We start from the raw sequence: 25,562 nt of genomic DNA, 5'->3' as shown, positions 1-25,562 counted from the left end.
CAGTGGCAGTGCGAAACGAAGACTCCTCAGTTCAGGCAACGTTCAATGGGATCGCCAGGCGCTATGACCTGATGAATAGGCTCATGACGCTCAATTCGCACGCGCGCTGGTGCAAGGAAGTCGCCACATTCGCCACCTCCGGCCATGGGCGTAGTTACCTTGATCTGGCGACGGGTACGGGCGTTATTGCCCGGGCAATCCGTAAGCTGAGCCCCGAGAGCACCATCATTGGTGCCGATTTTTCCGAGTCCATGCTTGAGATGGCTCGCACTATAGAAGGTAACGAAAGCATTGATTGGCAGTTTGCTGACGCCCATGAATTGCCTTTCGAAGACAACGCGTTCGACGGCGTGACCCACGGCTACCTGCTTCGGAACGTCAGCGATCTTGACCAGGTTTTGAACGAACAATTCCGCGTCCTCAAGCCCGGCGGCGTCGTTTCCGCCCTTGAATCATCTCCTCCACGCGGAGTCCTTGCCCCGTTCATTCGTCTTGGCATGAAAGTTGTGATTCCCACGCTTGGGACACTCATTGGCCGAGACCGCCCCGCTTATCAATACCTGGTCGATTCCACGCTCGGATTCCTGAGCCCGGAGGCCCTTCGGCTCAGATTTGAACAGGCTGGCTTCCAGAACGTTCAGGTGACGTCCAAGTTCATGGGCACCAACATGATCTGGACCGCCCGCAAGCCCGGCTAAGCGAACGCTAGAGCTCCCGCTCCGCATAAACTCCCAGGGCATCGCGTACAAAAGAGGCACCCTCGGTGCCGCCGTAGTTGGCCCCAAAGCGGGGATCGGCCACATACATTTCTGCCAGACCCAGCACGTAGCCACGCGTGTCACCCTCAGGTGTCGAAGCCGGAGTGCCGGGAATTGACCCCAACCACTCAACGTGGCGACGGGCCAGGTCCTGCGCGGCCGTAGAGTCCGGTGAAACGCCACTGGTGAAGGCCGCAATCCAACCCCGGCCGAGGGACGCAACGCGACCCTTCCAGTCTGCCTGTTCCGAGGTGTCCATGGCGCGCCACCACGCGTCACTGCGCGCGTAGGCGTTCTTGCCCCACCGCTGTTCCACCTCATCCTTGTATTGCGTGTGGTCAAAGCCGTCAAGCATGTCTTTTGCCATGATCTTTTCTCCTTCCATTTCTGCTTCGATAGTCTTTTCCCCCGACGCAATCAACCGGGCAATCCGGTCCTGCTCCCTGCGGAGCCACATGACATGTGTCTGCAGCGCCGCTGCCGGAGATTTTTCCCGGTCCAAAACCGATGCAATCTCAGGCAATCCCAACCCGAGTTCACGTAACAATAGAATCCGTTGCAACCTTATGAGCGCAGACTGGTCGTAGTGCCGGTATCCGTTGTTCGCAATCCGGCTCGGCGGCAACAATCCAATGGCGCCATAGTGTCGCAGAGTTCGGCTCGTGGTGCCGGCCAGGGCGGCGATCTGCTGGATTGGCCAGTCCACCACGGGCTCGTATGTGTTCATAGAATCAACGGTAAAGGGTGACGCAACGTCAATGTCAAGGCCGGATCTCGACACCTGGATCTCGACAGGCTCGATCACCGGGCCACCCGATCGCCGGGGTCGGAATAGGATCCCGGCATGCAAAGTTGAGCGTAGTAGACTCAACTTAGGAGAGAGCGAGCCATCGCCCTCCCAGACAGCCAACGAAAGGACCTCTCTTGGACGCCAAATTCACCACGAAGAGCCAGGAGGCTCTTTCCGCCGCCGCCATGAACGCCTCGACCGCCGGAAACCCAACGGTTGAACCCGCGCACCTGCTCAAAGCACTCATGGATCAGCGTCAGGGTGTTGCCGTTGCCCTGTTGAAGGCCGCCGGAGTCGACCCAGATGAGGTCAGCGTCGGTGCCAGCGCAGCCATTCGCACCCTCCCGTCGTCGTCCGGCACCTCGGTGGCCCAGGCCCAGCTCAGCAGAAACACGTTGATGGTGGTGCAGGCCGCGCAGCAGGCCGCCGAGCGTATGGGGGACAGCTACGTTTCTACGGAACACCTGCTTTTGGGCTTGGCAGGCGACGCCGGAGCAACAGGAGGCGCCCTACGCCAAGTAGGTGCCACTCGGCAGGCGCTCGATGCCGCGCTGCCTTCCGTGCGCGGCGACGGCAAGGTCACCACGCCCGATCCCGAGAACACTTTTGAGGCGCTGGCAAAGTTTGGCGTGGACATGACGGCCATTGCCCGCACCGGCAAGCTTGATCCGGTGATCGGGCGTGACGCCGAAATTCGCCGGGTCATCCAGGTGCTCAGCCGTCGTACCAAAAACAACCCTGTCCTGATCGGTGAGCCTGGCGTGGGCAAGACAGCCGTGGTTGAGGGTCTGGCTCAGCGCATGGTGGCCGGAGATGTGCCAGAATCACTGCGCGGAAAGACGCTCATCAGCCTTGATCTGGCCTCGATGGTGGCCGGCGCAAAGTACCGCGGCGAGTTCGAGGAACGCCTGAAGGCAGTGCTGGAGGAAATCAAGGCCTCGGACGGCCAAATAGTCACGTTCATCGATGAGATCCACACGGTGGTGGGTGCCGGAGCCGCTGAGGGTTCCATGGACGCGGGCAATATGCTCAAGCCCATGCTGGCCCGTGGCGAGCTGCGCCTGATTGGTGCCACCACGCTCGATGAGTATCGCGAAAACGTTGAAAAGGACCCGGCCCTAGAGCGCCGCTTCCAGCAGGTCTTCGTGGGCGAGCCCAGTGTTGATGACACGATCGGCATCCTGCGTGGCCTCAAGGAACGCTACGAGGCTCACCACAAGGTTGCTATCGCCGACTCCGCGCTCGTTGCGGCCGCAACGCTCTCCAACCGCTACATCAGCGGCCGCCAGCTGCCGGACAAGGCCATCGACCTGATGGATGAGGCGGCCTCGCGGTTGCGCATGGAGATTGACTCCGCCCCGGAGGAGATCGACCAGCTGCGCCGCGCCGTGGATCGGCTGACCATGGAGGAACTGGCACTCACTGGCGAAAGCGACGCGGCATCCATCGAGCGTTTGGAGGCCCTGCGCGCAGATATGGCCGATAAAAAGGAAGAGCTGGCCGGCCTCAACGCCCGTTGGGAAGCAGAAAAGGCCGGACTGAATCGGGTGGGCGATCTGAAGGCCAAGCTCGATGAGCTGCGTTCCATCGCGGACAAGGCCCAGCGCGACGGCGATCTGGAGCTGGCCTCCCGTGTGCTGTACGGGGAGATCCCGGGGCTGCAGCACGAGTTGGAGGCCGCGGCAGCTGCTGAGGAATCCGCGGACAAGCCAGAGCTGATGGTGGCTGAGGAAGTCACGGCGGACGACATTGCCGAGGTCATCTCCGCCTGGACCGGTATTCCGGCCGGTCGCATGCTCCAAGGTGAAAGCCAGAAGCTGTTGCAGATGGAGCAGGTCCTGGGTTCGCGCCTGATCGGCCAGTCCAAGGCTGTTACTGCTGTGTCCGACGCCGTTCGCCGCGCCCGGGCGGGTATCAGCGACCCGGACCGGCCTACCGGCTCGTTCTTGTTCCTTGGCCCAACAGGCGTGGGCAAGACGGAGTTGGCCAAGGCGCTCGCTGATTTCCTCTTTGACGATGAACGCGCCATGATCCGCATCGACATGAGCGAGTACTCCGAGAAGCACTCTGTTTCCCGGCTTGTCGGCGCCCCTCCTGGATACGTGGGCTACGACGAGGGCGGGCAGCTCACCGAGGCCGTGCGCCGTCGGCCATATTCGGTGGTCCTGTTGGATGAAGTCGAGAAGGCGCACCCGGAAGTCTTTGACATCCTGTTGCAGGTGTTCGACGACGGCCGGCTCACCGACGGGCAGGGCCGCACAGTTGACTTCCGCAACGTCATCATCGTGCTGACTTCCAACCTTGGCTCACAGTTCCTGGTGGATCCGTCACTGACCGAGGACCAGAAGCACAAGGCCGTCATGTCCATCGTTGAGGCGTCATTCAAGCCCGAGTTCCTGAACCGCCTCGACGAGATCGTCATGTTTGATGCGCTCAACGTCGAAGAGCTGTCGAGGATCGTTGACCTGCAGGTGCAGTCGCTGGCGGCCCGCCTGTACGAACGGCGCTTGATGCTTGAGGTGAGCGACGCGGCGAAGGCGTGGCTGGCCCTGACGGGTTACGATCCTGCCTACGGTGCCCGTCCGTTGCGCCGGCTGGTGCAGCGCCAAATCGGCGACCGTTTAGCCAAGGAGATCCTGGCTGGCGCCATCACCGACGGTGACACGGTTCTGGTGGACACCTCCGCCGATTTTGACGAGCTCGGCATGGACTCAACTGCCAGCGCCGGATTGACCGTGCTCCGGAAGTAATCCAAAAAATAGCGATGGCCTGGCTGCTCAAGAATCAAGTCTTGAGCAGCCAGGCCATCGCTATTTTGCTACTGGATTAAGTCTGATTCCAAAGGGTTGCCGTCGCGGGTGTCGTGGACCATGCAGTCGACCCTGCGATCGTCCTTCTCGCTCCACGTGGTGTCCGACGGGTAAGCCGTAGTTTGCTTCAGGGTGCTGATGTCTGAGGCCTCGGACGTGAATGTGACGCCTTCACACACCTCCACGGCCTTGGCCTTGAGTGCCTCGAGGCCGGGGAATTCATCCGCGTCTTCGTAGTAAAAAGTACCCACCAGCTGGGCGTTGTGCGGTGAACTGCACAAGACGACGTCGGCCGGGTTGGACTGGTCCTTGAAATCTCGCAGGCAGTCGCCGTCGAGCCAATCTAAGGGCGACAGCTCTGCCAGGATCAACCCGTCCTCGGGATCTCCCTCGGCCGCCGCGGTGGCTTCCGGGTCTTGTTCGGCGCTGGGCTCTGCGGCCTGAGACTCTGCAGTCTGAGACTGCGATGAAACGACCGGACCGGTATTGGGATCCAAATTCTTGACATTGCCCAGGATGAAACCAACCAGCAACCAGATGAAGAACACGAGGAGGCCAAGTCCGAGAACGGCGGCGCCGAGGATGATAAACAGCTTCTTCTTTGCTGAGGCGGACATTCCTCCGCCACCCTGACCGCCGGAACCGCCGGAACCTCCGGGGCCAGTGGGGAAACCGGGTCCCTGAGGTCCACCGGGGTATCCGCCACCGTTGGGTCCCTGCGGGCCGCCTGCTCCGGGAACCGGCGGAATGCCGGGCGAACCAAATTGTGCTGGGGCACCCCAATTCTGGTGTGTGCCCTGCTGGGGTGTTCCGTGCGGCGGTGTGCCCTGCTGGGCCGACGCTCCATAGGGTGGCTGGCCGCTTGCTGCAGCTTGACCGAATGGCATCGGACCGCCATTGCTCGGCTGGCCGGGCGCGGCGGGCTGGCCGTATGGTTGCGGTGAACCGTAAGGCGGCTGGCCTGCAGCGGCGGGCTGCCCTGAAGTGTTCGTTTGACCCAACGGGGCCGGGGCGCCGTAAGGGGCTTGTGCGCCTGGCTGCGCAGATTCCGAACCTGCAGTGTTTACCTGAGGCGACGCGGTCGTTGGGGCGCTATCTGGCTGACGCTCAATCGGCACAGTGGCTTGTTCTGCTGTCAGCGACTCTGCTGCCAAAGCTGCTGCCGCTGCGGTTTCTTCATGGCCGCGTGCAATTTGAGCAGGCGACTGCCACTGCCCGGCCTTTGGCTTCCAAGGAGTAGCGGACTGCTGCCACGGTGTTTCCGGGCGGCGCCAACCATGATCGTTGACGGCCTGCGGTGCCACTGTCGGAGCTGGAGGAACAACGGGTGAAACTGGAGCTTCTGGCGCACCAGATGCTTCAGATGCCTCAGGAGCTTCAGGAGTTTCGGGAGCCGTTGGCGGTTCGGGCGCAGACGCAGGTGGCATCGTCGGTTCAGACGGCTCAGAGGGTGCCGGGACGCCCACGGCAGTCCCGCCGTCGTGCCGTTCTGGGGCTTTCTGCTCAGTTACAGGCAGTTCCTGCGGTGTTTCCGAGGGCGCCTGCTCGGGGTCCTGCGCTGCACTTTCCTGCGCTGCGCTCTCCTGCACTGCAGTTTCCGGGACAGCGGGCGGAGCCGCGGGTAGATCCGGGATCGCCGGATCTACCGTTGCCGCGGACCAAGGGTTGGTGGCCACGGGTGGCTTGGTGAAATCGGTACGCATGACGGTCTCGGCGCTGTCCCAATCGATGGGTTCTTCCGGGCTCACAGCTTCGTCGGACGCGGGAGTGGCAGCTGATTCGGTGAAGGGCGCCGAAACGCCCTTGGACACAAGCTCCGCTTCATGGCCAACGCGCGCGGCCTCGGCTTCGGCAGCCTCAAGGTCAACGCTCTCGGCCACATCCTCACTTATTTCTGCGACACCAAGCTGCGGCTCGGCAAATTCGTAGTCAGAGCCGGAAATATCCGGTTCCAGAGTCTGCTCCGGCAGCTCGACGTTCTCAGTCGGAGGGCTCTTCTCGGCGCCCTGATCGTTGGCGTTGCTGCTCTCGTTCATGGGCCTGACCTTCCGTGCTGCGCCGGATTCCGCGCAAAAAGTTGTGCTTGTGATGTGGGCTGGACATGTTCGGAATGCACCTGCAGGGCATTCCCAGCTCGCCGTCTACGTGGCGGAAATACTCCGTCTACACGTGACTCTACCGAATATCGGGTCTACGTCGCGGGAAATCCAACGTTTGGCTATGGGCAGAACAACCCATAGTGGGACACGGAAGGTGCAGAACTAATGTAATCTAGGAATACGACAAATTGACCGAATATTCCGGAGCCTCGCTCTTAGCCCGAGCGACCACCTCCGGTCCAAGTGTAAAAGGGGGTCACGCCATGGGGCGCGGCCGTCAAAAGGCGAAGGCAACCAAGCAGGCTCGGGACATTAAGTACTATTCCCCGAGCACTGACTATTCAGCTCTGCAAAAAGAGCTTGGTGGGACTACTCGGCGTGCCCCGAGCCATCACAGCGAACTTCCTGCAGAGCCGGACTATTCGGCATATGACGATAAGTATGCGGATCAGTTTGAAGACGACGACGAAGTGGACTCCCGCCGCATTGGGTAGGACCGCCTAGTTCAATAAACGCAACAAACCCTGCACGACGCGAAAGCGACGTGTGGGGATTTTGTTGTTCCCCAATCGCTCCCTAACCTCGTTCCTCGGCCAGGGTCCCTCGCGATCGTGGCCCCACCCAAATGCTCCCACAGCTCGCAAGCGGGATCGGTGTCATTCTTGCATGACAAGGCTTAACGCACGACGGCGGCCCTCACCAAAAGGTGGGGCCGCCGTCGAACTTCAGAGCTAGGAAGCGTAGTTGCCAACCAGGCGAACCGCGCCGCCGTCGACGCCCTTGGCGCCCTGCGTGTAATCAGTTCCGGTCTTATCGGAATCGGAGGCTTCGCGGGTGACGGTACCCATGACCCATGACGGCAGGCCGCGGGAGTTCAAGCGTTCAACGGCTGCATCGGCGGCGTCGGCCGAAACCACTGCCACCATGCCAACACCGAGGTTCAGGGTGCGCTCGAGGTCGGCCAGCGGCACGTTACCCAGTTGCGAGACAACGTTGAAGATGGACGGCAGGCTCCAGGTGGAGCGGTCCACGGTGCCGATGAGGCCCTGCGGCAGAACGCGTGCCAGGTTGGCTGCGAGGCCACCACCGGTGACGTGGCTGAAGCCGTGAACAGCGCGTTCCTGAGTGACCGGGAGGTAACGGGTCAGATCCAGGCAGTCTGCGGCGTACACGCGAGTGGGTTCGAGGAGTTCCTCGCCCAAGGTGCGGCCGAAATCGGCAACCTGACGGTCCAGGGACCAGCCAGCGTGGTTGATGACGCGCCGAACCAGCGAGTAACCGTTGGAGTGCAGACCCGAGGACGCCATGCCGATGATGACATCGCCCTCGCGAACCCGTTCCGGACCCAGCAACAAATCAGCCTCGACCACACCCGTGCATGCACCTGCGACGTCGTACTCATCAGGAGCCAAGAGTCCCGGGTGCTCAGCGGTCTCGCCACCCACGAGGGCGGTTCCGGCAACCTTGCAGGCGCTGGCAATACCGCGCACAATGTCGGCCACGCGCTGCGGGACAACCTTGCCGGTGGCAATGTAATCGGTCATGAAGAGCGGCTCGGCGCCAACCACGACGATGTCATCGACAACCATGCCCACGAGGTCGTAACCAATCGTGTCGTGGATGTCCATGGCCTGCGCGATGGCAACCTTAGTACCCACACCATCGGTGGAGGTAGCCAGCAACGGCTTCTTGTACGTGAGCAGCTTGGAAACGTCGTACAGGCCGGCGAATCCGCCGAACCCACCTACCACGGACGGACCGTGGGTGGCCTTGACGGCTTCCTTCATCAGCTCAACGGCGAGGTCGCCCGCTTCGGTGTCGACACCTGCACTGGCGTAAGTGATTCCCTGGGGGGTGGAATCGTGGGAGGCGTTGGTCATGGCGTCTCTTTTCTGCGAATGCTTTAAGAACCGTTGGAGGCGGTGCGGTCTTGATCGGTCAGGACAGATTCCAGTTCCGAATCAGGTCCCGGATCGCAACCGGTGGAGGGGGTGGCGTTGCCTGCAGCGGTGCGTTCAAGCAAGTTCTTGCCCAAACGGTCGCTGCTGGGAAGTTCAATCGGGTACGTGCCTGTAAAGCAGGCGGTGCACAGGCGTTCACGCGGCTGCAAGGTGGCGTTGATCATGCCGTCCTCGGAGATGTACTCCAGGGAATCGGCGCCAATTGACTTGGCGATCTCGTCGACGGCTGCACCGTTGGCGATCAGCTCTGCACGTGAAGCGAAGTCGATGCCGTAGAAGCAGGGCCAGCGAACCGGCGGTGAAGAGATCTTCACGTGAACTTCCTTGGCGCCGGCTTCCTTGAGCATGCGCACCACGGCACGCTGCGTGTTGCCGCGGACGATTGAATCATCCACCACCACAATGCGCTTGCCGCGAATAACGGAGTCAAGAGCGCTGAGCTTGAGCTTGATGCCCAACTTGCGCAGCGTATCGCTGGGCTGGATGAAGGTACGTCCAACGTAGGCGTTCTTCACGAAACCATGGGCGAACGGGATGCCGGACTGCTCTGCGTAACCGATAGCGGCCGGCGTTCCGGATTCCGGTACGGGGATGACCAGGTCAGCGTCGTAGTGGCTCTCGCGGGCCAGCTGGCGGCCCATTTCCACGCGGGACTCGTACACGGAACGACCAGCAATCGTGGCGTCCGGACGGGCCAGGTACACGTATTCAAAGACGCAACCGGCAGGCGTGGGAGGAGCGAAGTTCTGGGTGCGCACGCCGTCTTCATCGATGGCGATAAATTCGCCGGGCTCGATTTCGCGGATCAACGTTGCGCCAATGGTGTTCAGGGCGGCATCCTCGGAGGCCACAACCCAGCCACTTTCCAGGCGACCCAGGACCAGCGGGCGAACGCCGTGGGGGTCGCGGGCCGCGTACAAGGTGTGTTCATCCATGAAGACAAAGCTGAAAGCGCCGTGGATCTTGGGCAGCAATTCCATGGCTGTCTCTTCAAGAGAGCGGCCATCGTCGCCACGAAGCAAGGTGGTGACAAGCGCGGTGTCGGTGGTGTTGCCCTGCGCCATCTCACCCGAGGTGGGGGAGCCGTACTTGGCGATGACCATCTCATGCAGTTCTGCAGAGTTGGTCAGGTTGCCGTTGTGCGCCAAGGCGACGGTTCCGCTGCCCGTTGCGCCAAGGGTGGGCTGGGCGTTGGCCCAGTTGGCCGCACCCGTCGTCGAATAACGGCAATGGCCCACAGCCATATGCCCCGTCAGGGTATTCAGTGTGGGTTCGTCAAAGACCTGGGATACGAGTCCCATGTCCTTATACACACTGATCCGCTTGCCATCGCTTGTCGCGATGCCAGCAGATTCCTGACCACGGTGCTGTAGTGAATACAGTCCGTAATAGGTTAGTTTTGCAACCTCTTCACCGGGTGCCCAGATGCCCAGAACGCCACAAGCGTCCTGAGGTCCCTTTTCGCCGGGTAAAAGATCATGGGATAATTTTCCGTCTCCGCGTGCCACGAGAAAATTATCTCATGTAATGGGGCGCACATCCGACCTACTGTGACGTAGCTTAAGTTCCGCTGCTTGAGGGGGTCTGCCTAGGCAGTCTCGGCCCCGGAATTGGATTCATCGTCGGGCAGCGGCTGAGCAACCAGCGTCTTGGCCCGACGCCGGCCCTGTCGGTCAAGGAGCAGGGCAGCCACTGCGCCAAGGCCAACACCCGGTGCGAGCATCAGTACCGCAAACATGCCAAAGACGCTCGAGGTTTCATACTGGTCGTTGGGCGGGAGCGTTAGCGTCATAACGGCCGCGACGACGATGCCAACAATGGCACCTGCGATCATAAACGGGACATACTTCGGGGCGCGACGCACACTGAGTTTGCGCGGTTCTCCGGAAGTGGAATCAGGCTGGGAAGTCATGCTTCAAGGGTACCCGCCCCAGCTGACGGTCCGGCCGGGCGTCCCTTGATGTTCGCTTGTGGTTCGCTAGAAGGTTCGCTAGAAGGGCAGTTCGGCGGAAAGGTCGGCGCGCAATCCCGACGCCGCAACAAGGCCATGTTCGACGGCGTCACCCCAGCTGGTCCCGCCGGTCACCAACGCAAGCCAGGTTCCGGCGTCGCACTCCACCACGTTGGGAGGCGTGCCGCGGGTATGCCGGGGCCCGGCGATGCACTGCGTGACACCGAAGGGAGGAACGCGGACTTCCACGGAATTCCCGGGGGCGCGGGCAGCGAGTTCCTCGAGTGAGTACCGGACAGCCATGGCGGTCACGGGGCGGGAGGAGTCCCCTCCGCGCCATGCGGCAAGTGCGGCGCTTCCCTCGGCGATGTCTATACGACGGCGGGCGGGCATGTAATGGTCCTAGCGGTGAGTTGTGGGTTAGACGAGTAAAGCGCTGACGGCTTGGCCCAAACGCAGGCTGCCGGCCCGGCTATTGCCGCCCATGACCTCTGGCACGATCCTGTCCAGCACTCTGGCCACCTCCGGAATGTCCAGGGCACCGGATGCCGCCAGCAGCGTCAGGCCGACGAGCGAGGCGGCCCGGCCGTTGCCGTCGAGGATCTTCACGGCGACGCTTGCACCGGTTGGGGTTGCCATGGCAAGAACACCTTCGGCACCCATCTTGGCGATGACACCGAGTTCATCCATGACAACTGTGTTGGGTTTTCCGTGACCTTCAACTGCCCAGGGATAATCGAGCATGGACGTAGCAATCGTGGCGGCCCTGGCGTTCGCGTGCTTATCCGACGGCGCCTTGGCGAGCGTGCTGAAGGCGCGTGCCAAGCCGGTCAGTGACACTGCCATGACGGGTGCGCCGCAGCCATCAACACCTGTATGGGCAACCTGTTCGCCGGTGTATTCCTCAAGCACGGTGCGTACGGCTCGCTGCATGGGGTGGTTTGGTTCCAGGTAACCGGCCACGTCCCAACCGTTTTCCGTGCAGGCCCACAGGAATGCGGCGTGCTTGCCGGAGCAGCTCATGGCGAGCTTGGACTTATCCCGTTCGGTGCGGACCATCCAAGCTCGGGCAGTTGAGTCGCTCGGCCACGCGGCGGGGCAGCCGAGGTGGCTTTCGTTCAGACCGGCAGCCTTGAGCATGCCCGCCACAACATCCATGTGTTCAAGGGATCCGGTGTGGCTGCCACAGGCGATGGCCACCTGGGCGCCGCGCAAGGGGACGCCGGACTGCATTGCGGCCAGGGCTTGGAAGGGTTTGGTGGCCGACCGTGGGTAAATCGGGGCCTTGATGTCGCCGAGCTCGGTGACAACTGAACCGTCACCGGCCACCACAACGGCCGAACCGATATGGACGGACTCAACAAATCCGCTGCGTTCCAGAACGGCGAGCTCAACGGCGTCGTACGCCCTGAAAGTATGGATCATGGTGTCATCTTATCCAGAGCTTTACCGCAGGGGCTGTTAGAGGGGCGTGGCAAGGCCGACGGATTCCTTGATGACCAGCTCAACCTCGCCAGCAGGCTTGTCTGCCGCGGCCGCCGTGGCGACGGCGTCGAGCTGTGCCGGGTCAACGAAAATGGTGATCGTGCCGGTTCTCCCATCGGGGATGATCTTGTGGATGGCGGTGGCTTGCTCCGTGGGGAGCGTGGCCTGCCATGCGGCCACCGACTGCAGGGCGGCCTCCAACTGTGCGGCGTCGATCGTCACGAGCTTCGGGATTGCGCCCGCCTGCGTCACGATGGCTGCAGCGGCCTCGGTGGTGACGGCGACGTGCAGTTTGGCCCCCTCAATCCAGGAATCTGCATAGGCGTCACCTAGCTGGGTGCGGAGGGAATCGTTGAGCAAGAGCAATGCGCTGGTCTCCGCCGGGCTGGAACTCTGGGTTGATGGAGTGGACTCCGGGTCCTGCGGGGTGGCGCATGCGCTCATGCCAAGGACTCCTGTCATCGTGGCCGCGAGGACTGCTGCCGCCATTTTCTTGCCGTTCATGATGCCTCCCGTGCTTGCTGTGGGGGTATGGATAAAGCTTAGGCTCAATCGCTTCCGGACCAAATGACAGGAGTGGGTCCCATTCGAGGTGAACGGGACCCACTCCTTTGCCGCTTAGGGTTGAACGTTATTTGCCGGTTTTACTTTGCCGAACGACGGCGGAGCAGGAGGAACGCTGCACCCCCGAGCATCAGCAGGCCGCCGGCTACTCCGAGGAGCAGTGGGGAGCCTGAAACGCCGGTGTTGGCCAAGTCGTTGCCGGCCGGTGCCTTTGCCGGAGCCGTGGTGGGCTCCTGCGTTGCCGGTGCGGTGGTGGGTGCAGGCTTCGGCTCAGCCAAGACCTTGAAGACCGAGGTGGTCGTCAAGGACTCGACACCGTCAACCGTCTGTACGGCCAGGACCGTGTAGTCGCCGGTGGGCAGCTTGGCATCCAAGGTGATGCTCCAGCTTCCGTCAACAACCACGGCGTTATACGCCTTACCGTTGATCGTTACGGAAACCGTTGCGCCTTCAATGTTGCTGCCTGAGATGACGGCTGGACCCCCATTGAACGTGAATTCCTGGCCCTTGGTAGGAGAGGCGACGGCGGGCGCCGCTGGAACCACGTTGAACTTGTTCGTGACTGCTGTGGAATCGTTCCAGTCGGCCAGCGTCTGCTTGGCCGTGACTGTGTAGTTGCCAACGGCCAGACCCGGTGCCACCGTGAATGACCACTTGCCATCGGCGCCAACAACCACGGTTCCGGTGACGTCGCCGGTGAGCTCAATGGTTGCGCCAGCCTTGCCGGTGCCGGTGACTGCGGTGACCGGGGCCGCAACCTTGCCATTGCTGGCGGGAGCCGTGATCGCAGGGGCGGCCAACGTCTCCCTGATGATCTCAACTGAGGCTGTGGTGATTTCCGAGGTGTTGAAACCGTTCTTGGTCTGGAAGGTCACTGGGAACGTGCCGAGCTTGTTGGGGGCTGCAACGCTCCACTTGCCGGTGCCGTCAACGGCCGCTTCTGTGGTTACGCCGTCAATCGTGACGGTCACTGTGGTTCCGGCGGGAACGTCAGAAACGTCAGGAACCGTGCCGGTGTTAGGAACGATACCGGTGATGGCGCCCTTGCGGAAGACCGGAGCCGTAGTGGTGGCCGTCGGGGCTGCCAAGAAGATCTTGACTGAGTAGCCCGCGGTGTGTGCCAAGGCGTCCTTGAGGTCCACTCCGTAGGAGATGACCCCGGGAATTCCGGCGCTGACCATGCCGACCGCGAGGGAACCGGCAATGATGGCACCGCCTGAGTCACCCTGGTTGGCTGTGAGCGCCTTTGAGCCAAAGCCACTGACGCCACGAATATCTTTGAGATCCCCGCCAGGATTGCTGTCGGAGGGGTAGTTTTTCCCGGCAACGAAGAAGTATCCGACCTCGTCGACTTTGGCACAGGACCACCCGGTGGTGCGGCCCGACTTGCAAATATCGGCGCCAAGGATGGCTGTTGAGACACCTGTCACGACGGGACCGGAGTCCTTGGGCGCGGCAGGGGTTTTCCAGTCGGTAACCTGGGGCAACTGGTTCACATCAGGGTTGATGCCGTCAATGACGGAGACGTCGGTGCCGATGTTGCCCAACCCGGTGGTGGGACCGTTCACGTCACCGGTGACAGGGGAATTATTGGGGCCGCCGAACTGTGAGGCGCCGAAGACGCCCAGCAGAGCAGTTGCGCCACCGCCCGCGCCACCCACTGCAGGCTCGGTGGCGGGGTTGGTCAAAGCGGTTTCGGTTGCAGCACCGTCGTCGGTGCAGTGGCCGGCGGAGATGATGGCGGCCTTGCCGGCAGCGTTGAAGCCGTTCCAGCCGATGGAACAGGCAAGTATGCTGGCGCCGGATAGTGCTGCATAGCCCTGTCCATTGGTGACATCGGTGGCCAAAGCGCTAACGGGTCCGGCTGCTGCCTCGATCACGACGTTGGCGTAGTCGTTGGCGAAGTCGTCAGTGGTTTTCTTCACGGCAGCCATGAAGGATCGTGACGTGGGTGCCGGGCCGTCAGTGACGGCATCGCCGGTGCGGATAAGAATGTTGCCCGAGGCGTCCTGCATGATCGATTGTAGGTTCGCGATGCCGAAATGCTTGGCGTAGTCGGCGAAGACTGTATCAATGTCGGAATGCTGCTTGGTCACCAACGGCGTGGTTGGCGCCGCGGTCACATTGACCTTGGCGGTTCCGGCAGCAGCCTTGGCGGCCTCAGGATCGGTGGTCGTGACGTTGATGGTGTCGCCCGCAACTGAGACCACCGCGGCCGGATCAGTCGCGGTGACCTCGGCTTGCACGTCTGCGGCCTCGGCTGCCACCTCGGCGTCGGCGTTGAATTCCTCAACAGTCTTGCCCAGGTCCTGCTTGACTGCCTCGGCCAGACCGTCCGGCAGCGCAGTTTCGGTCGCTGAGGCGGTCGCTGGCGCGGAGGCGACGGCCGTTGCGATCGAGGTCGGTGCAGAATCGGCCGAAGGTGCCGCGGTGGCGGTGCCGGCAGCAAAGGTGCCACCGATCAAAACCGCGGCCGCGGCACACGCCGCGCCTCCGCGTTTGAAGAAGGCACGCTTGGTTGCTCGCATGTGAGTAATTCCCCCTGGAGAGACTAATAATGTTCCGTGAATGAGCAAAGCGCTTTGACGTCATTGTCTGAATGGAATAAGTCCTGTTTGGGGAAAGTCACTGCAGCCCCCAATCGTGAAACTATCAAGTTGATCACCGCGGCACAATACTGTGTCGTGACGTCTCGGGCCGGCGCCCGGTTTCTACCTGTAAATGACGGCAGGGGTAGAACTCCCCATTGACGTTGGCGCTCAAGGCGAGTAGGTCGAGGCTCCTTCGGCTCGCTGGGTGGGACGGTGCCTCCAGCGTCATTTTGCGGCCCCTGTCCATAAGCAAAGTAGTCTTGAGTCGTGAAGGTTCTAGTCATTGGCCCCGGAGGCCGCGAACATGCCATTGTCCGCTCGTTGCTCAGCGACCCCAACGTCAGTGAGGTGCACGCAGCCCCTGGCAATGCCGGGATCGCCGCCATTGTGCCAACTCATGAGATCAACGCAAGTGATCCAGCCGCCGTTGCTGCGCTTGCCTTGAAGCTGGAAAGCGACCTAGTTGTTGTGGGGCCCGAGGCCCCGCTTGCAGCGGGTGTTGCCGATGCTGTGCGTGAGGCCGGGATCCCCGTCTTTGGGCCCAGCAAGGAAGCCGCGCAGCTGGAAGCGTCTAAGGCGTTTGCAAAGACCGTCATGGCCGAAGCTCAGGTTCCCACGGCGATGGCAAAGGTTGCCGTCAATGCCGAGGAAGCTGCTGACGCCCTCGACGCCTTCGGCGCACCGTACGTTGTCAAGGACGACGGTCTGGCTGCCGGCAAGGGTGTTGTGGTCACTAATGACCGCGACGAGGCTCTGGCTCACGCCCAATCCTGCTTTGACGTAGGCGGAACCGTGGTCATCGAGGAGTTCCTCGACGGTCCCGAGGTTTCACTATTTGTTCTTGCCGATGGACGCACCGTTGTTCCATTGGCTCCGGCCCAGGACTTCAAGCGCATCTTCGACGGCGACGAAGGCCCCAACACCGGCGGCATGGGTGCGTACTCCCCGCTCGAGTGGGCTCCTGCCGGTCTGGTCCAAGAGGTCATCGACCGCGTTGCCCAGCCAACCATCGACGCCATGGCACACCGCGGCACCCCCTTTACCGGTGTCCTGTACTGCGGACTTGCACTGACCACCCGCGGCACCCGCGTCATCGAATTCAACGCCCGCTTTGGCGATCCCGAAACACAGGCCGTCCTCGCCCGCCTGAAGACCCCGCTCGGCGGTGTCCTCATGGCGGCAGCCAAGGGCCAACTGGACGAGATCGATGAGCTGCGTTGGGCACCCGAGACCGCGGTCGCCGTCGTTCTTGCCAGCGAAAACTACCCCGACACTCCGCGCACCGGCGATCGGATTCGGGGGCTGAAGAAGGCAAACAGGCTCGACGGCGTTCACGTTCTGCATGCTGGCACCGGTAGTGACGCCGATGGCAACACGGTCAGCGCCGGCGGCCGCGTGCTCGCCGTGGTGGGGCTGGGAGTCGACCTGGAGGATGCGCGCGAGCGGGCCTACGCGGGTATCGAGGAAATTTCCTTGGAGGGCGGCCAGTACCGCACCGACATTGCGGCAAAGGCTGCACGTGGCGAAATTACCGTGGCGGATTCCGCCGCGCAGGCATAAGGAATCAGGCGCATGACTTCAGCAATACCAGAAGCACCGGCACTTTCGGGCTGGACTCACGTCTACTCAGGCAAGGTTCGCGACCTCTACATCCCCAGCCCCTCGAGTGCTGCCAATGATGGTCCGTTCGCCGGCCGCGAGGACGTGGTCCTGGTAGTTGCCAGCGACCGGATCAGCGCTTTTGATCATGTCCTGACCTCGGAAATTCCGGACAAGGGCCGTATTTTGACCGGCTTGAGCTTGTGGTGGTTTGAGCAGCTCAACGTTCCCAACCACCTAGTGGCCACCACGGTTGAAGACGGTGTTCCGGCAGAAGTTGCGGGACGCGGAATGGTCTGCAAGAAGCTTGAAATGTTCCCCATCGAATGCATTTCACGTGGTTACCTCACGGGTTCGGGACTCGTCGAGTACCGCGCCTCGCAAACCGTGTGCAGTCTGCCGCTGCCCGCCGGCTTGAGCGACGGATCGCGCCTGGAGGAGGCCATCTTCACGCCCTCGGCCAAGGCCGAGGTGGGCGAGCATGATGAGAACATCACCTTCGAAACCATGGTGGATACCGTGGGCTCCTCCTCTGCAGAGGCGTTGCGAACGCTGACGTTGGAAATTTATTCGCGCGCCGAGGAAATTGCCCGGGAACGCGGCATCATCCTTGCAGATACCAAGGTGGAATTCGGCACCGATCCGGCCACCGGCATCATCACGCTGGGCGATGAGGTCCTCACTCCGGATTCATCTCGCTTCTGGGACGCCGAGCTGTGGGCGCCGGGCCAGGCGCAGCCAAGCTTTGACAAGCAGTACGTTCGCGACTGGCTGGCCAGCCCGGAATCAGGGTGGGATCGCGCCTCGGATACTCCGCCTCCGGCACTTCCGGCCGACGTCGTTGAGCGCACCAGGGCTCGCTACGTTCAGGCCTTTGAGCGTCTGACGGGCGCAACGTTCGTCTAAAAATCATGCGCGGGGGTCGTTGTTACCTTTCGCCACCGGTCCACCTGGTGCGAAAAGTAACAACGGCCCCCGCGGCTTTTAAGTAGCCCTTATATAGCTAAATGCGGACGCCTGCCATGAGTTCCTGCGCGTCGGCGGCCCGGTCCAGGGCGCCAGCCTGTGTGAATCGGTCACGGGCGCATTCGAACGCGGCGTATGCGTCGCTTGGACGGGCCGAGGCCTGCAGCGCCGATCCGCGCAGCAAGGCCGAGTCACCGGCAATATGTGGCGCCAGCAGCTCAGGCTGGGACTCAATCGTGTCCAACAGCGCCAGCGCACCGGTGAGGTCTCCGTTGAGGTAATTCCACCGCGCCCGAAGCAGCGAAACCTCCAGAGTCTCGACCGCCGTCGCACCTACCACCGAGTGTGCAAGTTCGCTGCGTTCTATGGCTTGCAGCGTTGCAGGCTCCACAACTCCAGCCATGAGCCGTACCCAGGCCGTCGCCTTGTTGAATTGAGCCCAGCGCGACAGATCCGCGGCGGGGGAGAGGAGCCGGCCGGCCTTGGCATGGTGTTCCAACCCGGTCCGGACGTCTTGGCGGATAAAGGCGACGTTTCCGATGACCCAATGGATTTCACCGGCCATCTGCGGTGGGGTTTCGTCGGTGACGGAATCGGCAAGGACCAGTGTTTGGGTCCAGGCCTCATCGAGCCGTCCGGCCTCGGTCAGGGCGCCAATGAGAGTTTGCAGGGCTAGCAGATAGGCGCTGAACTCCTCGAGACTGTCGCCTGAACCAATTTCAACAGCTGCCGTCGCAAACGAGATTGCCTCGACCAGGTTTCCCTGAGCCAGCTTTGCGGCGGCCATGACCTGATTCGCTCGAAGGCCCAGGGCGTCGCTCTCGAGTGTGAGGGAATGGCCAAGGAGTTTGCCGAGGACTGCGGCGGCTTCGGAGTGATCGCCATTGCGCAAGAGTGCGGTGGCAGCAAGGAACGTCATGTGCCACCACGTCACGACATCGTCGTTGGCGCATGCCAGCCTTGCCGCAGCCTTTGCATTGGTTGTGGCGCCCAGATAATCGCGGGTGTCCCAGCTCTGACGGGCGCAGAGCGAGAGACGTAAGTATTCGCTCTCTGCGGGAAAGTTCGGCCGCTCCCACGCCGCAACGGCGGAAGGCGCCAATTGCAGCTGCTCCGCTAGCTGATTGATGATCTCCGTTGTTGGCTCACGATGGGCGTTTTCCAGCAGGGAAATGTAGCTGGCCGAATACAGCTCGCCACCTAGCTCACCCTGGGACAGGTTGCGGGACAAACGTTCTTGTTTAAGTCGATCACCAAAACTGCTGCCCACAGACTTGCCTCTCTTTAGCTGGAATGGTGCTTACACTCTAAGTCTTGTGCGGGCCCAACGGGCAGAATGCGTGACAAAATTTGTCACAAGGGTGAGGAATGGTCCGTACGGTCAGGGCACGACCGGCACGCCGCCGCACGTATTCAGCTTGTAGAGCCGGGCATGGCCCTCACTAGTCACGAGGGTGAAGGCAGCCGAATCAGGCGCCAGCGTCACTCCCGGATAGAGGGAGCGAGGGTCGTTGAACGCCGGAATGTAGTCCGTGCCGAAGTCCAGAAGGTGGGTTACGCCTAGCCGTTTCGCCGCCGCGCACACCTCCGGGTCGCTTCCGATCCGATTGAGCCAGAACCGCAGCGTGTATTGGTCCGCGTTCAAATCGCCCTGCGAACTATAGGGAAACAGCATGGTTCTGCCGGCCAACGCCATGGCCAGGGAGGAGCCGTTGTAAGGATTATTGGCGATCACATCGTCTTCGCTCGTGTAGTCATCCAGCCGTTCGATCAACGCCAGCTCTTGTGCGTCCAGCTGCGCCTGCCCGTCAGGCTCGGCGGGCACGTTGTACATCTGCCCGACCTCGCCCTTGATCTGCCAAAGTCCCGGATTGGATAGGACAAGTACGACGGCGAGGCTGGCTGCCGCCGCCATCTTGCCTCGGCGGTTGGCCAGGGCCGGTGAATTGAGGGCGTCGGGAAATCTGGCGCTGAGCTTCTCGAGCAGAGTCGTCAGTCCAAGGGCGGCCAACGGCACGGCCAGCAGTGGCATAAGAGCGCCAACGCGTTCTGGATTGTCCCACCAAGGCGCCATGACAATGTTGGCCAAGGTTGCGTCGGTGCCAGATGACAACGGATAGGTAAATGCCAGCAGGACCAGCGCGGCAGGCAGCCACCGTAATCCCGGACGGCGGAACCCCGCGTACATGCCAATCACCACAAGAACCGTCAGTGCGATGGCGGGGAAGTTGATCGGGTCCGGGGTGTGGGTGAAATTGCGGAGCAGAGCCATCGGGAAGAACAAGAAGGCAGGGCTGGTGTAGCTGAAGAGGCTGCGAATTTGCGGCAGCGTGAACAACGCGGCAGCAACACCAGCGGTCACGAGCGCCAAGAGGGCTACGCGGCCAAACCCACGGCGCCGGCCCGTGGCGAATCCTGTCCGCAGCCACGCATAGATGAGGAAGGCCAAGAGGGGAGTCAGTATCAGCAGGACACTGAAAATCCCGTTTGGTTGCGCCATTACGGCGCCCGGAAGAAACAGGACAATCAGCGCCAGTGCCTGAACCGGTTCAAGGCCCGTGTGGACCGTTGGGCGCAGGATCAACAGCACCAAGCCGATGCCCAGGGGAACCATAGCGTTGGAGAGCGAATTGGGGTATGCGGAGCCATACTGCAGCAGCAGCCAAGGAAATGCCGGGAAGGCAGCCGCCATAATGCCAGCGCACAGCAGTAAGAGCGGGCGGCGGCCAAAGAGGACACGGGTCAGGAAAATACAGCTCAGCGGCCACACCACGCCTGCCGTAGCGAGCCACATGATGTTGGTAGCCGCCGGAACGCTGATGCCCGTGACAATAACCAATAAACTCGTCAGCCCATGCCACGCGCCCGGGTAGAACGCGGACTTGACCGTTGGAAGAATAAAGCCCGAGATGGCGAACGAGGAAGCGTTGCCGGTCTCCACAGCGAATTCGGTAGCGTTCAGGTGGAACACGGAATCATAGCCCTGCGTGATCGCTTCCGGGCTGGAGGCAACCAAGGTCAGCAGCGCCGTCGTAATTGCTAGGGCGAGCAGCACCCCGGAAAGGGCCGCGCCAAGACCTGCGCGTGGACTTTCAACCGGCGACGCCGTCCGTAGCGTGACGATGAAACGTTGGGCTGTCCACGCCGCCGCGGCCGCGATGGCGGTGCCCAGCAAAACCACGGGGATGTTCCACGACAGATGGAGCAGGGGTGCCACGACGGCGCTGACGGCAATGACCGACACGGACACGGCCGGGCCAAGGCAAATCGCCATGAGGCCGCGGATTCGCAATGCCGCCAGCACGGCCGCACCGGGCAGGGCAAGCATCAGCAGCGCTACCGTGAAAGCCGGCAGCGCTTCAATCCATGAACTCAACCAAACATCCTTGTCCTAGATCGTTGGGTCGAATCAGACTTTTTTGACGACGCTTGACTTGAGCTTCATGGGACCGAAGCCGTCAACTTTCGCGTCAATGTCGTGACCGTTGACGGGATCGATCAGGCGAATGTTGCGAACCTTGGTGCCGATCTTCAAATCCTGGGGGCTGCCCTTGATCTTCATGGTCTTGACGATACTGACAGTGTCACCATTGGCCAGAATGTTCCCGACAGCATCCTTCACTACCGTTTCCTGCTCGGCTTCAGCAGCTTCGGAGTTTTCGGAAGGGGACCATTCGTGGGCGCATTCTGGGCATACCAACAGCTCGCCCATTTCATAGCTGTATTCGGAACCGCAAACAGGGCAGGGGGGAAGTGTGTCACTCATGCGCTCCATCCTAGCCGTTGAGTGGATTGGAGCAGGTTTTCCCCTTGCCAAGGCCTGGTGGTGTTGGCCCCGAATGCCGTTGGGTTCTGAGGGCAAAAGAAAAAGTGGCGGTATCCATTGGATACCGCCACTTTCATTTGGTCGGGGTGACAGGATTTGAACCTGCGGCCTCGTCGTCCCGAACGACGCGCGCTACCAAGCTGCGCCACACCCCGATCCATTACATTTCCGGCGACCAGTGAAGGTCTCGAAAAGCAACCTCTCAAGAATAGCGGAAAGGGGGCTGGAATACGAAATCGAAGCCCAGTGCCGCTTTCTCGCCTCGGAAAACCAGAGAGGTTACGGGTGGGGTTTGGCCGTCAATGTCAGCACCACGGCCTCGGGGCGGCAGGCGAAACGGAAGGGGGCCGTGCGGGAGGTGCCGATGCCCGCGGAGACGTTGACCGGCGTCGTACGACCCTTGGCATCCCAGTCATTGAGACCCTTGGCACGCCATGTGGGTAGATCGCAATTGCTGACAAGTGCACCATAACCGGGGACGCAGACCTGACCGCCATGGGTATGTCCGGCGAGGATCAGATCTGCGCCGTCGGCCGTGAAATGGTCAAGGACGCGCTGGTACGGGGCGTGAGCCACCGCGATCTTCACGTGGGGGGCCGAATCCTGACTTGCTGATCCACGCGGCCAACCGGCGTAACGCTCACGGTTTAGATGGGGATCGTCCACGCCGCTGAAATCAAAGCGAATGCCCTTCATCGGGATGGACTGGGCCCGGTTGGTCAGGTTGACCCAACCGCCCTGGCCGAATCCCGTGTGCAGGGCCTCGGTATCAAGAGCCAGAGGAGTGCGCTTGTCTGTCCGGATCTTGGAGGGCCCGGAAAAGTACGCCAAGGGATTCTTGATGCGGGGGGCAAAGTAATCATTGGAACCAGGCACAAAGACACCAGAGAAAGCCATGAGCGGTCCCAAGGCGTCCAAAAGCGGTGCGATCGCCTTGGGGTGGCTCAGGTTGTCGCCAGTATTGACCACGAGATCCGGCTCCAGTGCAGCCAGCCCCTTCAACCACTCGGTCTTCTTGTGTTGCCCTAGGGACAGGTGGATGTCGGAAAGGTGGAGCACCGTGAACGGCTCGGAACCGGCCGGCAGGATTGCCAGCGATTCCTCGCGCAGGGCAAACCAATGGCGTTCAATGAAAGTGCCGTAGGCCACCGCGGTAGCTCCGGCAGCAACGGCAAACCCCGCCGCCGCACCCAATGTTGTGAGGCGGGACGGGGCTGTGCGCGTACGTGACATGGTGACTTGGCCCTAGTCCTTCTTCTTGTCGTCACTCTTGGTGTCGTCGGACTTTTTAGTCTCGGGGACTGCCGGGGCCGGCGTTACCGGTTTAGGCGCGATGATGACCGGCGGACTAACCATGTTGGCCGGCGGGGCATCGAAACCGTTGACATCGAAGTTACCGGCAACCTGGTTCATGTAACCCTGCCAAGCCTTACCGGCATAGGTAGCACCGTCCACATAGTCCAGACGCTGGTTAGCAATCAACTTGCCGTTGTTGGACTCTGCTTTGTTAATGTTTCCGACCCAGGAGGAGGTGACAAGACCGCGGGTGTAGCCGGTGGTCCAGGTCTGCTCGGAATTATTTGTGGTACCTGTTTTGGCGGCCGCAGGGTACTCCAGCCCTATCAGGTAGCCGGAGCCACGGACCAAAACTTCCTGCAGGACGCTAGTGACGCCGGCAGCAACTTCCGGGTTTACCGTCTGCTTGCAGTTGGCGCCAGGAACGGGGAACTTATCGCCCTTGAGGTTGGTCACAGATACCAAGGCAACGGGATCGCAATGGGTGCCGCCGGAGGCGAAGGTTGCAAAGGCGGAGGCCATGATGAGCGGCGCAACTTCGCCGGATCCGAGAAGAGAGCTCACAAATTCAACACTGTATGGCTGCTTAGGGTCCCCGCCAAGATGGATTCCGGTGGCCGTCATCATCTTTTGGATGTTGCACATATCCAGCTGGGCAGCGGTTGCAAACGTTGCCGTGTTGAGGGAGTTGTACAAACCTTCACGGGCCGTGAGTCGCTGGTAGAAGTTGTTCTCTGCGTTTTGGAGGTCCTTGGAACCATCGCCGGCATTGTCGTCATAAACGCCCGTGGTGGACCCGCAGGTGTTGGTCCACTGGAAACCGATGGGGTACTTACGGACCGCGGCGTTGACGACCTCGTTGATCCTGTGCCCGGAGTTCAGCCACTCGGCAAAGGTAAACGGCTTGATGGTTGAACCCACATCGAAACCGCCAGCACCGCCAAGTGAATTGCCATTGACATCAACCCGATCAACATTGAAGTTGTAATCGGAGTTGAACTGACCCTCGGGCGAAATGAGTTTGCTGTTCTGTGCCATCGCAAGAATCTTGCCGCTGCCCGGCTGAACAGTGACCAATGACTGGCCCACCTTGTCCGGGTTATTCTCAGCGGGAGTGAAGTTCGCAAACTGCGCCTGGGCCGCATCCTGCAGGCCCGGATCCAGAGTGGTGGTGATGGTCAAGCCACCCTGCAGCAGCAGCTTCTCACGATCTTCCACGGTCTTGCCGTAGTTGGGATCATTGAGAATCAAGTTGCTCACGTACTGGCAGAAATATTCGGCCCGAACGGCCGTGGTGCAGCCATTGCGGTTGTCCTGAACCTTGAGGCCAATCTCGGCTTTCACAGCGTCAGCATGCTGCTTTGCATCGATCATGCCCTGATCCAGCATGTGGTCAAGAACCATGTTTCGACGCGAAAGGGCGTTGTCAGGATTGACAACGGGATCGTAGTAACTGGGCCGGTTGACTACTCCTGCGAGCAGGGCGGCCTGGGGCAGCGTCAGATCCTTGGCGTGTGCGCTGAAGTAAAAGGACGACGCCGCTTCAATGCCGTAGTTGTTGTTAGCGAAGAACACCCAGTTGAGGTAACCCTGCAGAATTTCTTCCTTCGAGTACTTCTTGTCAACGGCAATGGCGAGTTTGATCTCGCGCACCTTGTCGCCAACACCCTTACCGTCGCCCTGCTTAACCTTCTCCAGTTCACCGTTAGCGGCATATGTCTGGTTGATGACGTTACTCACGTATTGCTGCGTAATGGTGGAGGCACCCTGACGCCCGCCACCCCTCGCCATGGACGTGACGGCGCGCATCAGCCCGCGCGTGTCGATGCCGCCATGCTCGTAGAAACGAGAATCCTCAACGGCGACGATCGCATCCTTCATGAACGGCGAGATGCTGTCGAGGGGTACCTCGGTGCGGTTCTGATCGTAGAAAGTCGCAATGACGGAGCCGTCGGCAGCAAGAATTTTCGATGACAGGGCCGGAGTCCCGACGTTCATCTCGTCCGGGAGATCGTCAAAAAATGAGATGGAAGAGGTCGCCGTGCCGCCCGCCAAGGCGACGGCCGGAACCATCAGTCCTGCAACCAGCACACCGCAAATGCTGCTGATGCCCAGGAAAGCGACCAATTTACCCAGAGTTGTGGCGGTATCGAAAATGGGGTGTTTTTTTGCTGCCATTTTCCCAGTTTAGCGGCAGGGGATACGCTTTGAGGTATGACCAAATGGGAGTACTCTACGATTCCGCTGATTATCCATGCCACAAAGGCGATTCTCGACCAGTGGGGTGACGACGGCTGGGAGCTGGTTCAGGTTGTTCCCGGGCCCGATGGCAATGGCCTGGTTGCATACCTGAAACGAGAGAAGGCTTAACCGTGAATGACGCGTCAAATCAAGGAATTTCACGTATTGAGGCTCGTCTTGCGGAGCTTGGCCTAGCCCTTCCCGCTGTGGCTGCGCCGGTAGCTGCCTATGTACCAGCTGTGATCTCCGGCAACCACATTTACACCTCCGGCCAGTTGCCTTTTGTTGACGGAAAACTCACAGCTTCGGGCAAGGTCGGTGCGGCGGTTTCCGCTGAGGACGCAAAGGCCCTCGCAGCGATCTGCGCCATCAACGCCATTGCGGCACTCAAAAGCGTCATCGGCGACCTTGACCGGGTCACCCGCATTGTTAAGGTAGTTGGCTTTGTTGCCTCGGATCCGTCTTTCACCGGACAGCCGGGCGTCATTAACGGTGCCTCCGAGCTTTTGGGCGAAGTATTTGGTGAGGCAGGAATTCACGCCCGATCCGCCGTCGGAGTTTCCGTCTTGCCTTTGGATTCTCCTGTCGAGGTTGAGTTGATTGCCGAATTCCAGTAATACTCCCG

The 25,562-nt window shown here is 61.2% G+C and carries 21 protein-coding genes and 1 tRNA gene; 7 read left to right on the top strand and 15 right to left on the bottom strand.

The features are described from left to right. Positions 1-2: 2 nt before the first annotated feature. Complete coding sequence (locus ACP7B9_RS10160; RefSeq protein WP_425863010.1) at positions 3-698, top strand: ubiquinone/menaquinone biosynthesis methyltransferase; 696 nt, start codon at positions 3-5, stop codon at positions 696-698. 7 nt (positions 699-705) lie between these two features. Here ACP7B9_RS10160 and ACP7B9_RS10155 read toward each other — a convergent pair whose 3' ends face one another. Continuing rightward, positions 706-1,485 (bottom strand): MerR family transcriptional regulator, encoded by a 780-nt coding sequence (locus ACP7B9_RS10155; protein ID WP_425863008.1) that lies wholly within the window; start codon positions 1,483-1,485, stop codon positions 706-708. A 197-nt stretch (positions 1,486-1,682) separates the two neighbouring features. Between ACP7B9_RS10155 and clpB the strand changes: the two genes are divergently transcribed. Then, complete coding sequence (gene clpB / locus ACP7B9_RS10150; RefSeq protein WP_425863007.1) at positions 1,683-4,298, top strand: ATP-dependent chaperone ClpB; 2,616 nt, start codon at positions 1,683-1,685, stop codon at positions 4,296-4,298. Between the two features lie 68 nt (positions 4,299-4,366). Here the strand turns inward: clpB and ACP7B9_RS10145 are convergent, their stop codons facing one another. Further along, positions 4,367-6,394 (bottom strand): hypothetical protein, encoded by a 2,028-nt coding sequence (locus ACP7B9_RS10145; protein ID WP_425863006.1) that lies wholly within the window; start codon positions 6,392-6,394, stop codon positions 4,367-4,369. 326 nt (positions 6,395-6,720) lie between these two features. Here ACP7B9_RS10145 and ACP7B9_RS10140 point away from each other — a divergent pair, with 326 nt between their 5' ends. After that, positions 6,721-6,951, top strand: coding sequence for a DUF3073 domain-containing protein (locus ACP7B9_RS10140; protein WP_425863004.1), 231 nt, complete (start codon positions 6,721-6,723; stop codon positions 6,949-6,951). A gap of 237 nt (positions 6,952-7,188) precedes the next feature. Here the strand turns inward: ACP7B9_RS10140 and purM are convergent, their stop codons facing one another. From purM to ACP7B9_RS10105, 7 genes are all read right to left on the bottom strand, one after another. Beyond that, the gene (gene purM, locus ACP7B9_RS10135; RefSeq protein ID WP_425863002.1) at positions 7,189-8,337 is read right to left on the bottom strand and encodes a phosphoribosylformylglycinamidine cyclo-ligase; all 1,149 of its coding nucleotides are present in this window, start codon (positions 8,335-8,337) and stop codon (positions 7,189-7,191) included. A 23-nt stretch (positions 8,338-8,360) separates the two neighbouring features. Next, on the bottom strand, positions 8,361-9,926 hold the full coding sequence (gene purF / locus ACP7B9_RS10130; protein WP_425863001.1) for an amidophosphoribosyltransferase: 1,566 nt from the start codon (positions 9,924-9,926) through the stop codon (positions 8,361-8,363). Between the two features lie 80 nt (positions 9,927-10,006). Continuing rightward, on the bottom strand, positions 10,007-10,330 hold the full coding sequence (locus ACP7B9_RS10125) for a hypothetical protein (RefSeq protein WP_425862999.1): 324 nt from the start codon (positions 10,328-10,330) through the stop codon (positions 10,007-10,009). A 78-nt stretch (positions 10,331-10,408) separates the two neighbouring features. Beyond that, complete coding sequence (locus ACP7B9_RS10120) at positions 10,409-10,762, bottom strand: sterol carrier family protein (RefSeq protein WP_425862998.1); 354 nt, start codon at positions 10,760-10,762, stop codon at positions 10,409-10,411. Between the two features lie 27 nt (positions 10,763-10,789). After that, positions 10,790-11,794: an asparaginase gene (locus ACP7B9_RS10115; RefSeq protein WP_425862996.1), complete on the bottom strand. Its 1,005-nt coding sequence runs from the start codon at positions 11,792-11,794 to the stop codon at positions 10,790-10,792. 36 nt (positions 11,795-11,830) lie between these two features. Then, on the bottom strand, positions 11,831-12,358 hold the full coding sequence (locus ACP7B9_RS10110) for a hypothetical protein (protein ID WP_425862995.1): 528 nt from the start codon (positions 12,356-12,358) through the stop codon (positions 11,831-11,833). 140 nt (positions 12,359-12,498) lie between these two features. Next, positions 12,499-14,946 carry an LPXTG cell wall anchor domain-containing protein gene (locus ACP7B9_RS10105; protein ID WP_425862993.1) on the bottom strand — a complete coding sequence of 816 codons (2,448 nt, stop codon included), beginning with the start codon at positions 14,944-14,946 and terminating at the stop codon, positions 12,499-12,501. Between the two features lie 330 nt (positions 14,947-15,276). Between ACP7B9_RS10105 and purD the strand changes: the two genes are divergently transcribed. Both purD and ACP7B9_RS10095 read left to right on the top strand, forming a co-directional pair. Continuing rightward, positions 15,277-16,569 carry a phosphoribosylamine--glycine ligase gene (gene purD, locus ACP7B9_RS10100; protein WP_425862991.1) on the top strand — a complete coding sequence of 431 codons (1,293 nt, stop codon included), beginning with the start codon at positions 15,277-15,279 and terminating at the stop codon, positions 16,567-16,569. A 12-nt stretch (positions 16,570-16,581) separates the two neighbouring features. Continuing rightward, positions 16,582-17,514, top strand: coding sequence for a phosphoribosylaminoimidazolesuccinocarboxamide synthase (locus tag ACP7B9_RS10095; protein WP_425862989.1), 933 nt, complete (start codon positions 16,582-16,584; stop codon positions 17,512-17,514). Between the two features lie 97 nt (positions 17,515-17,611). On the opposite strand, the gene ACP7B9_RS10090 is transcribed toward ACP7B9_RS10095, so the two are convergent. The 6 genes from ACP7B9_RS10090 to ACP7B9_RS10065 form a co-directional block, all read right to left on the bottom strand. Continuing rightward, positions 17,612-18,844, bottom strand: coding sequence for a helix-turn-helix domain-containing protein (locus ACP7B9_RS10090; RefSeq protein ID WP_425862987.1), 1,233 nt, complete (start codon positions 18,842-18,844; stop codon positions 17,612-17,614). A gap of 111 nt (positions 18,845-18,955) precedes the next feature. Further along, positions 18,956-20,950, bottom strand: a complete 1,995-nt coding sequence (locus tag ACP7B9_RS10085) for a DUF6541 family protein (protein ID WP_425862985.1) — start codon at positions 20,948-20,950, stop codon at positions 18,956-18,958. Between the two features lie 33 nt (positions 20,951-20,983). Then, on the bottom strand, positions 20,984-21,340 hold the full coding sequence (locus tag ACP7B9_RS10080; RefSeq protein ID WP_425862983.1) for a zinc ribbon domain-containing protein YjdM: 357 nt from the start codon (positions 21,338-21,340) through the stop codon (positions 20,984-20,986). A gap of 138 nt (positions 21,341-21,478) precedes the next feature. After that, positions 21,479-21,555 (bottom strand) — tRNA-Pro (locus tag ACP7B9_RS10075). Between the two features lie 124 nt (positions 21,556-21,679). Further along, a complete protein-coding gene (locus ACP7B9_RS10070; RefSeq protein ID WP_425862981.1) occupies positions 21,680-22,633 on the bottom strand; it encodes a metallophosphoesterase in 954 nt (317 codons plus the stop codon). A gap of 12 nt (positions 22,634-22,645) precedes the next feature. Beyond that, a complete protein-coding gene (locus ACP7B9_RS10065) occupies positions 22,646-24,874 on the bottom strand; it encodes a transglycosylase domain-containing protein (RefSeq protein ID WP_425862980.1) in 2,229 nt (742 codons plus the stop codon). A 36-nt stretch (positions 24,875-24,910) separates the two neighbouring features. Here ACP7B9_RS10065 and ACP7B9_RS10060 point away from each other — a divergent pair, with 36 nt between their 5' ends. Together ACP7B9_RS10060 and ACP7B9_RS10055 are read left to right on the top strand one after the other, a co-directional pair. Continuing rightward, the gene (locus ACP7B9_RS10060) at positions 24,911-25,066 is read left to right on the top strand and encodes a hypothetical protein (protein ID WP_425862978.1); all 156 of its coding nucleotides are present in this window, start codon (positions 24,911-24,913) and stop codon (positions 25,064-25,066) included. 2 nt (positions 25,067-25,068) lie between these two features. Next, complete coding sequence (locus ACP7B9_RS10055) at positions 25,069-25,554, top strand: RidA family protein (RefSeq protein WP_425862976.1); 486 nt, start codon at positions 25,069-25,071, stop codon at positions 25,552-25,554. Positions 25,555-25,562: the final 8 nt, after the last annotated feature.

It is taken from the genome of Arthrobacter sp. TWP1-1 (assembly GCF_049897845.1).
Classification (GTDB): Bacteria; Actinomycetota; Actinomycetes; order Actinomycetales; family Micrococcaceae; genus Specibacter.
This window is presented reverse-complemented; position numbering and strand designations above follow the sequence as displayed.

Bases quoted from the DNA above. Each gene is read 5' to 3' on its own strand.
- ACP7B9_RS10105 (WP_425862993.1), bottom strand. From the start codon at position 14,946: ATGCGAGCAACCAAGCGTGCCTTCTTCAAACGCGGAGGCGCGGCGTGT.
- ACP7B9_RS10080 (WP_425862983.1), bottom strand. From the start codon at position 21,340: ATGAGTGACACACTTCCCCCCTGCCCTGTTTGCGGTTCCGAATACAGC.
- ACP7B9_RS10120 (WP_425862998.1), bottom strand. From the start codon at position 10,762: ATGCCCGCCCGCCGTCGTATAGACATCGCCGAGGGAAGCGCCGCACTT.
- ACP7B9_RS10065 (WP_425862980.1), bottom strand. From the start codon at position 24,874: ATGGCAGCAAAAAAACACCCCATTTTCGATACCGCCACAACTCTGGGT.
- ACP7B9_RS10155 (WP_425863008.1), bottom strand. From the start codon at position 1,485: ATGAACACATACGAGCCCGTGGTGGACTGGCCAATCCAGCAGATCGCC.
- ACP7B9_RS10110 (WP_425862995.1), bottom strand. From the start codon at position 12,358: ATGAACGGCAAGAAAATGGCGGCAGCAGTCCTCGCGGCCACGATGACA.
- ACP7B9_RS10070 (WP_425862981.1), bottom strand. From the start codon at position 22,633: ATGTCACGTACGCGCACAGCCCCGTCCCGCCTCACAACATTGGGTGCG.
- ACP7B9_RS10125 (WP_425862999.1), bottom strand. From the start codon at position 10,330: ATGACTTCCCAGCCTGATTCCACTTCCGGAGAACCGCGCAAACTCAGT.
- ACP7B9_RS10140 (WP_425863004.1), top strand. From the start codon at position 6,721: ATGGGGCGCGGCCGTCAAAAGGCGAAGGCAACCAAGCAGGCTCGGGAC.
- purM (WP_425863002.1), bottom strand. From the start codon at position 8,337: ATGACCAACGCCTCCCACGATTCCACCCCCCAGGGAATCACTTACGCC.
- ACP7B9_RS10095 (WP_425862989.1), top strand. From the start codon at position 16,582: ATGACTTCAGCAATACCAGAAGCACCGGCACTTTCGGGCTGGACTCAC.
- ACP7B9_RS10145 (WP_425863006.1), bottom strand. From the start codon at position 6,394: ATGAACGAGAGCAGCAACGCCAACGATCAGGGCGCCGAGAAGAGCCCT.
- ACP7B9_RS10060 (WP_425862978.1), top strand. From the start codon at position 24,911: ATGACCAAATGGGAGTACTCTACGATTCCGCTGATTATCCATGCCACA.
- ACP7B9_RS10115 (WP_425862996.1), bottom strand. From the start codon at position 11,794: ATGATCCATACTTTCAGGGCGTACGACGCCGTTGAGCTCGCCGTTCTG.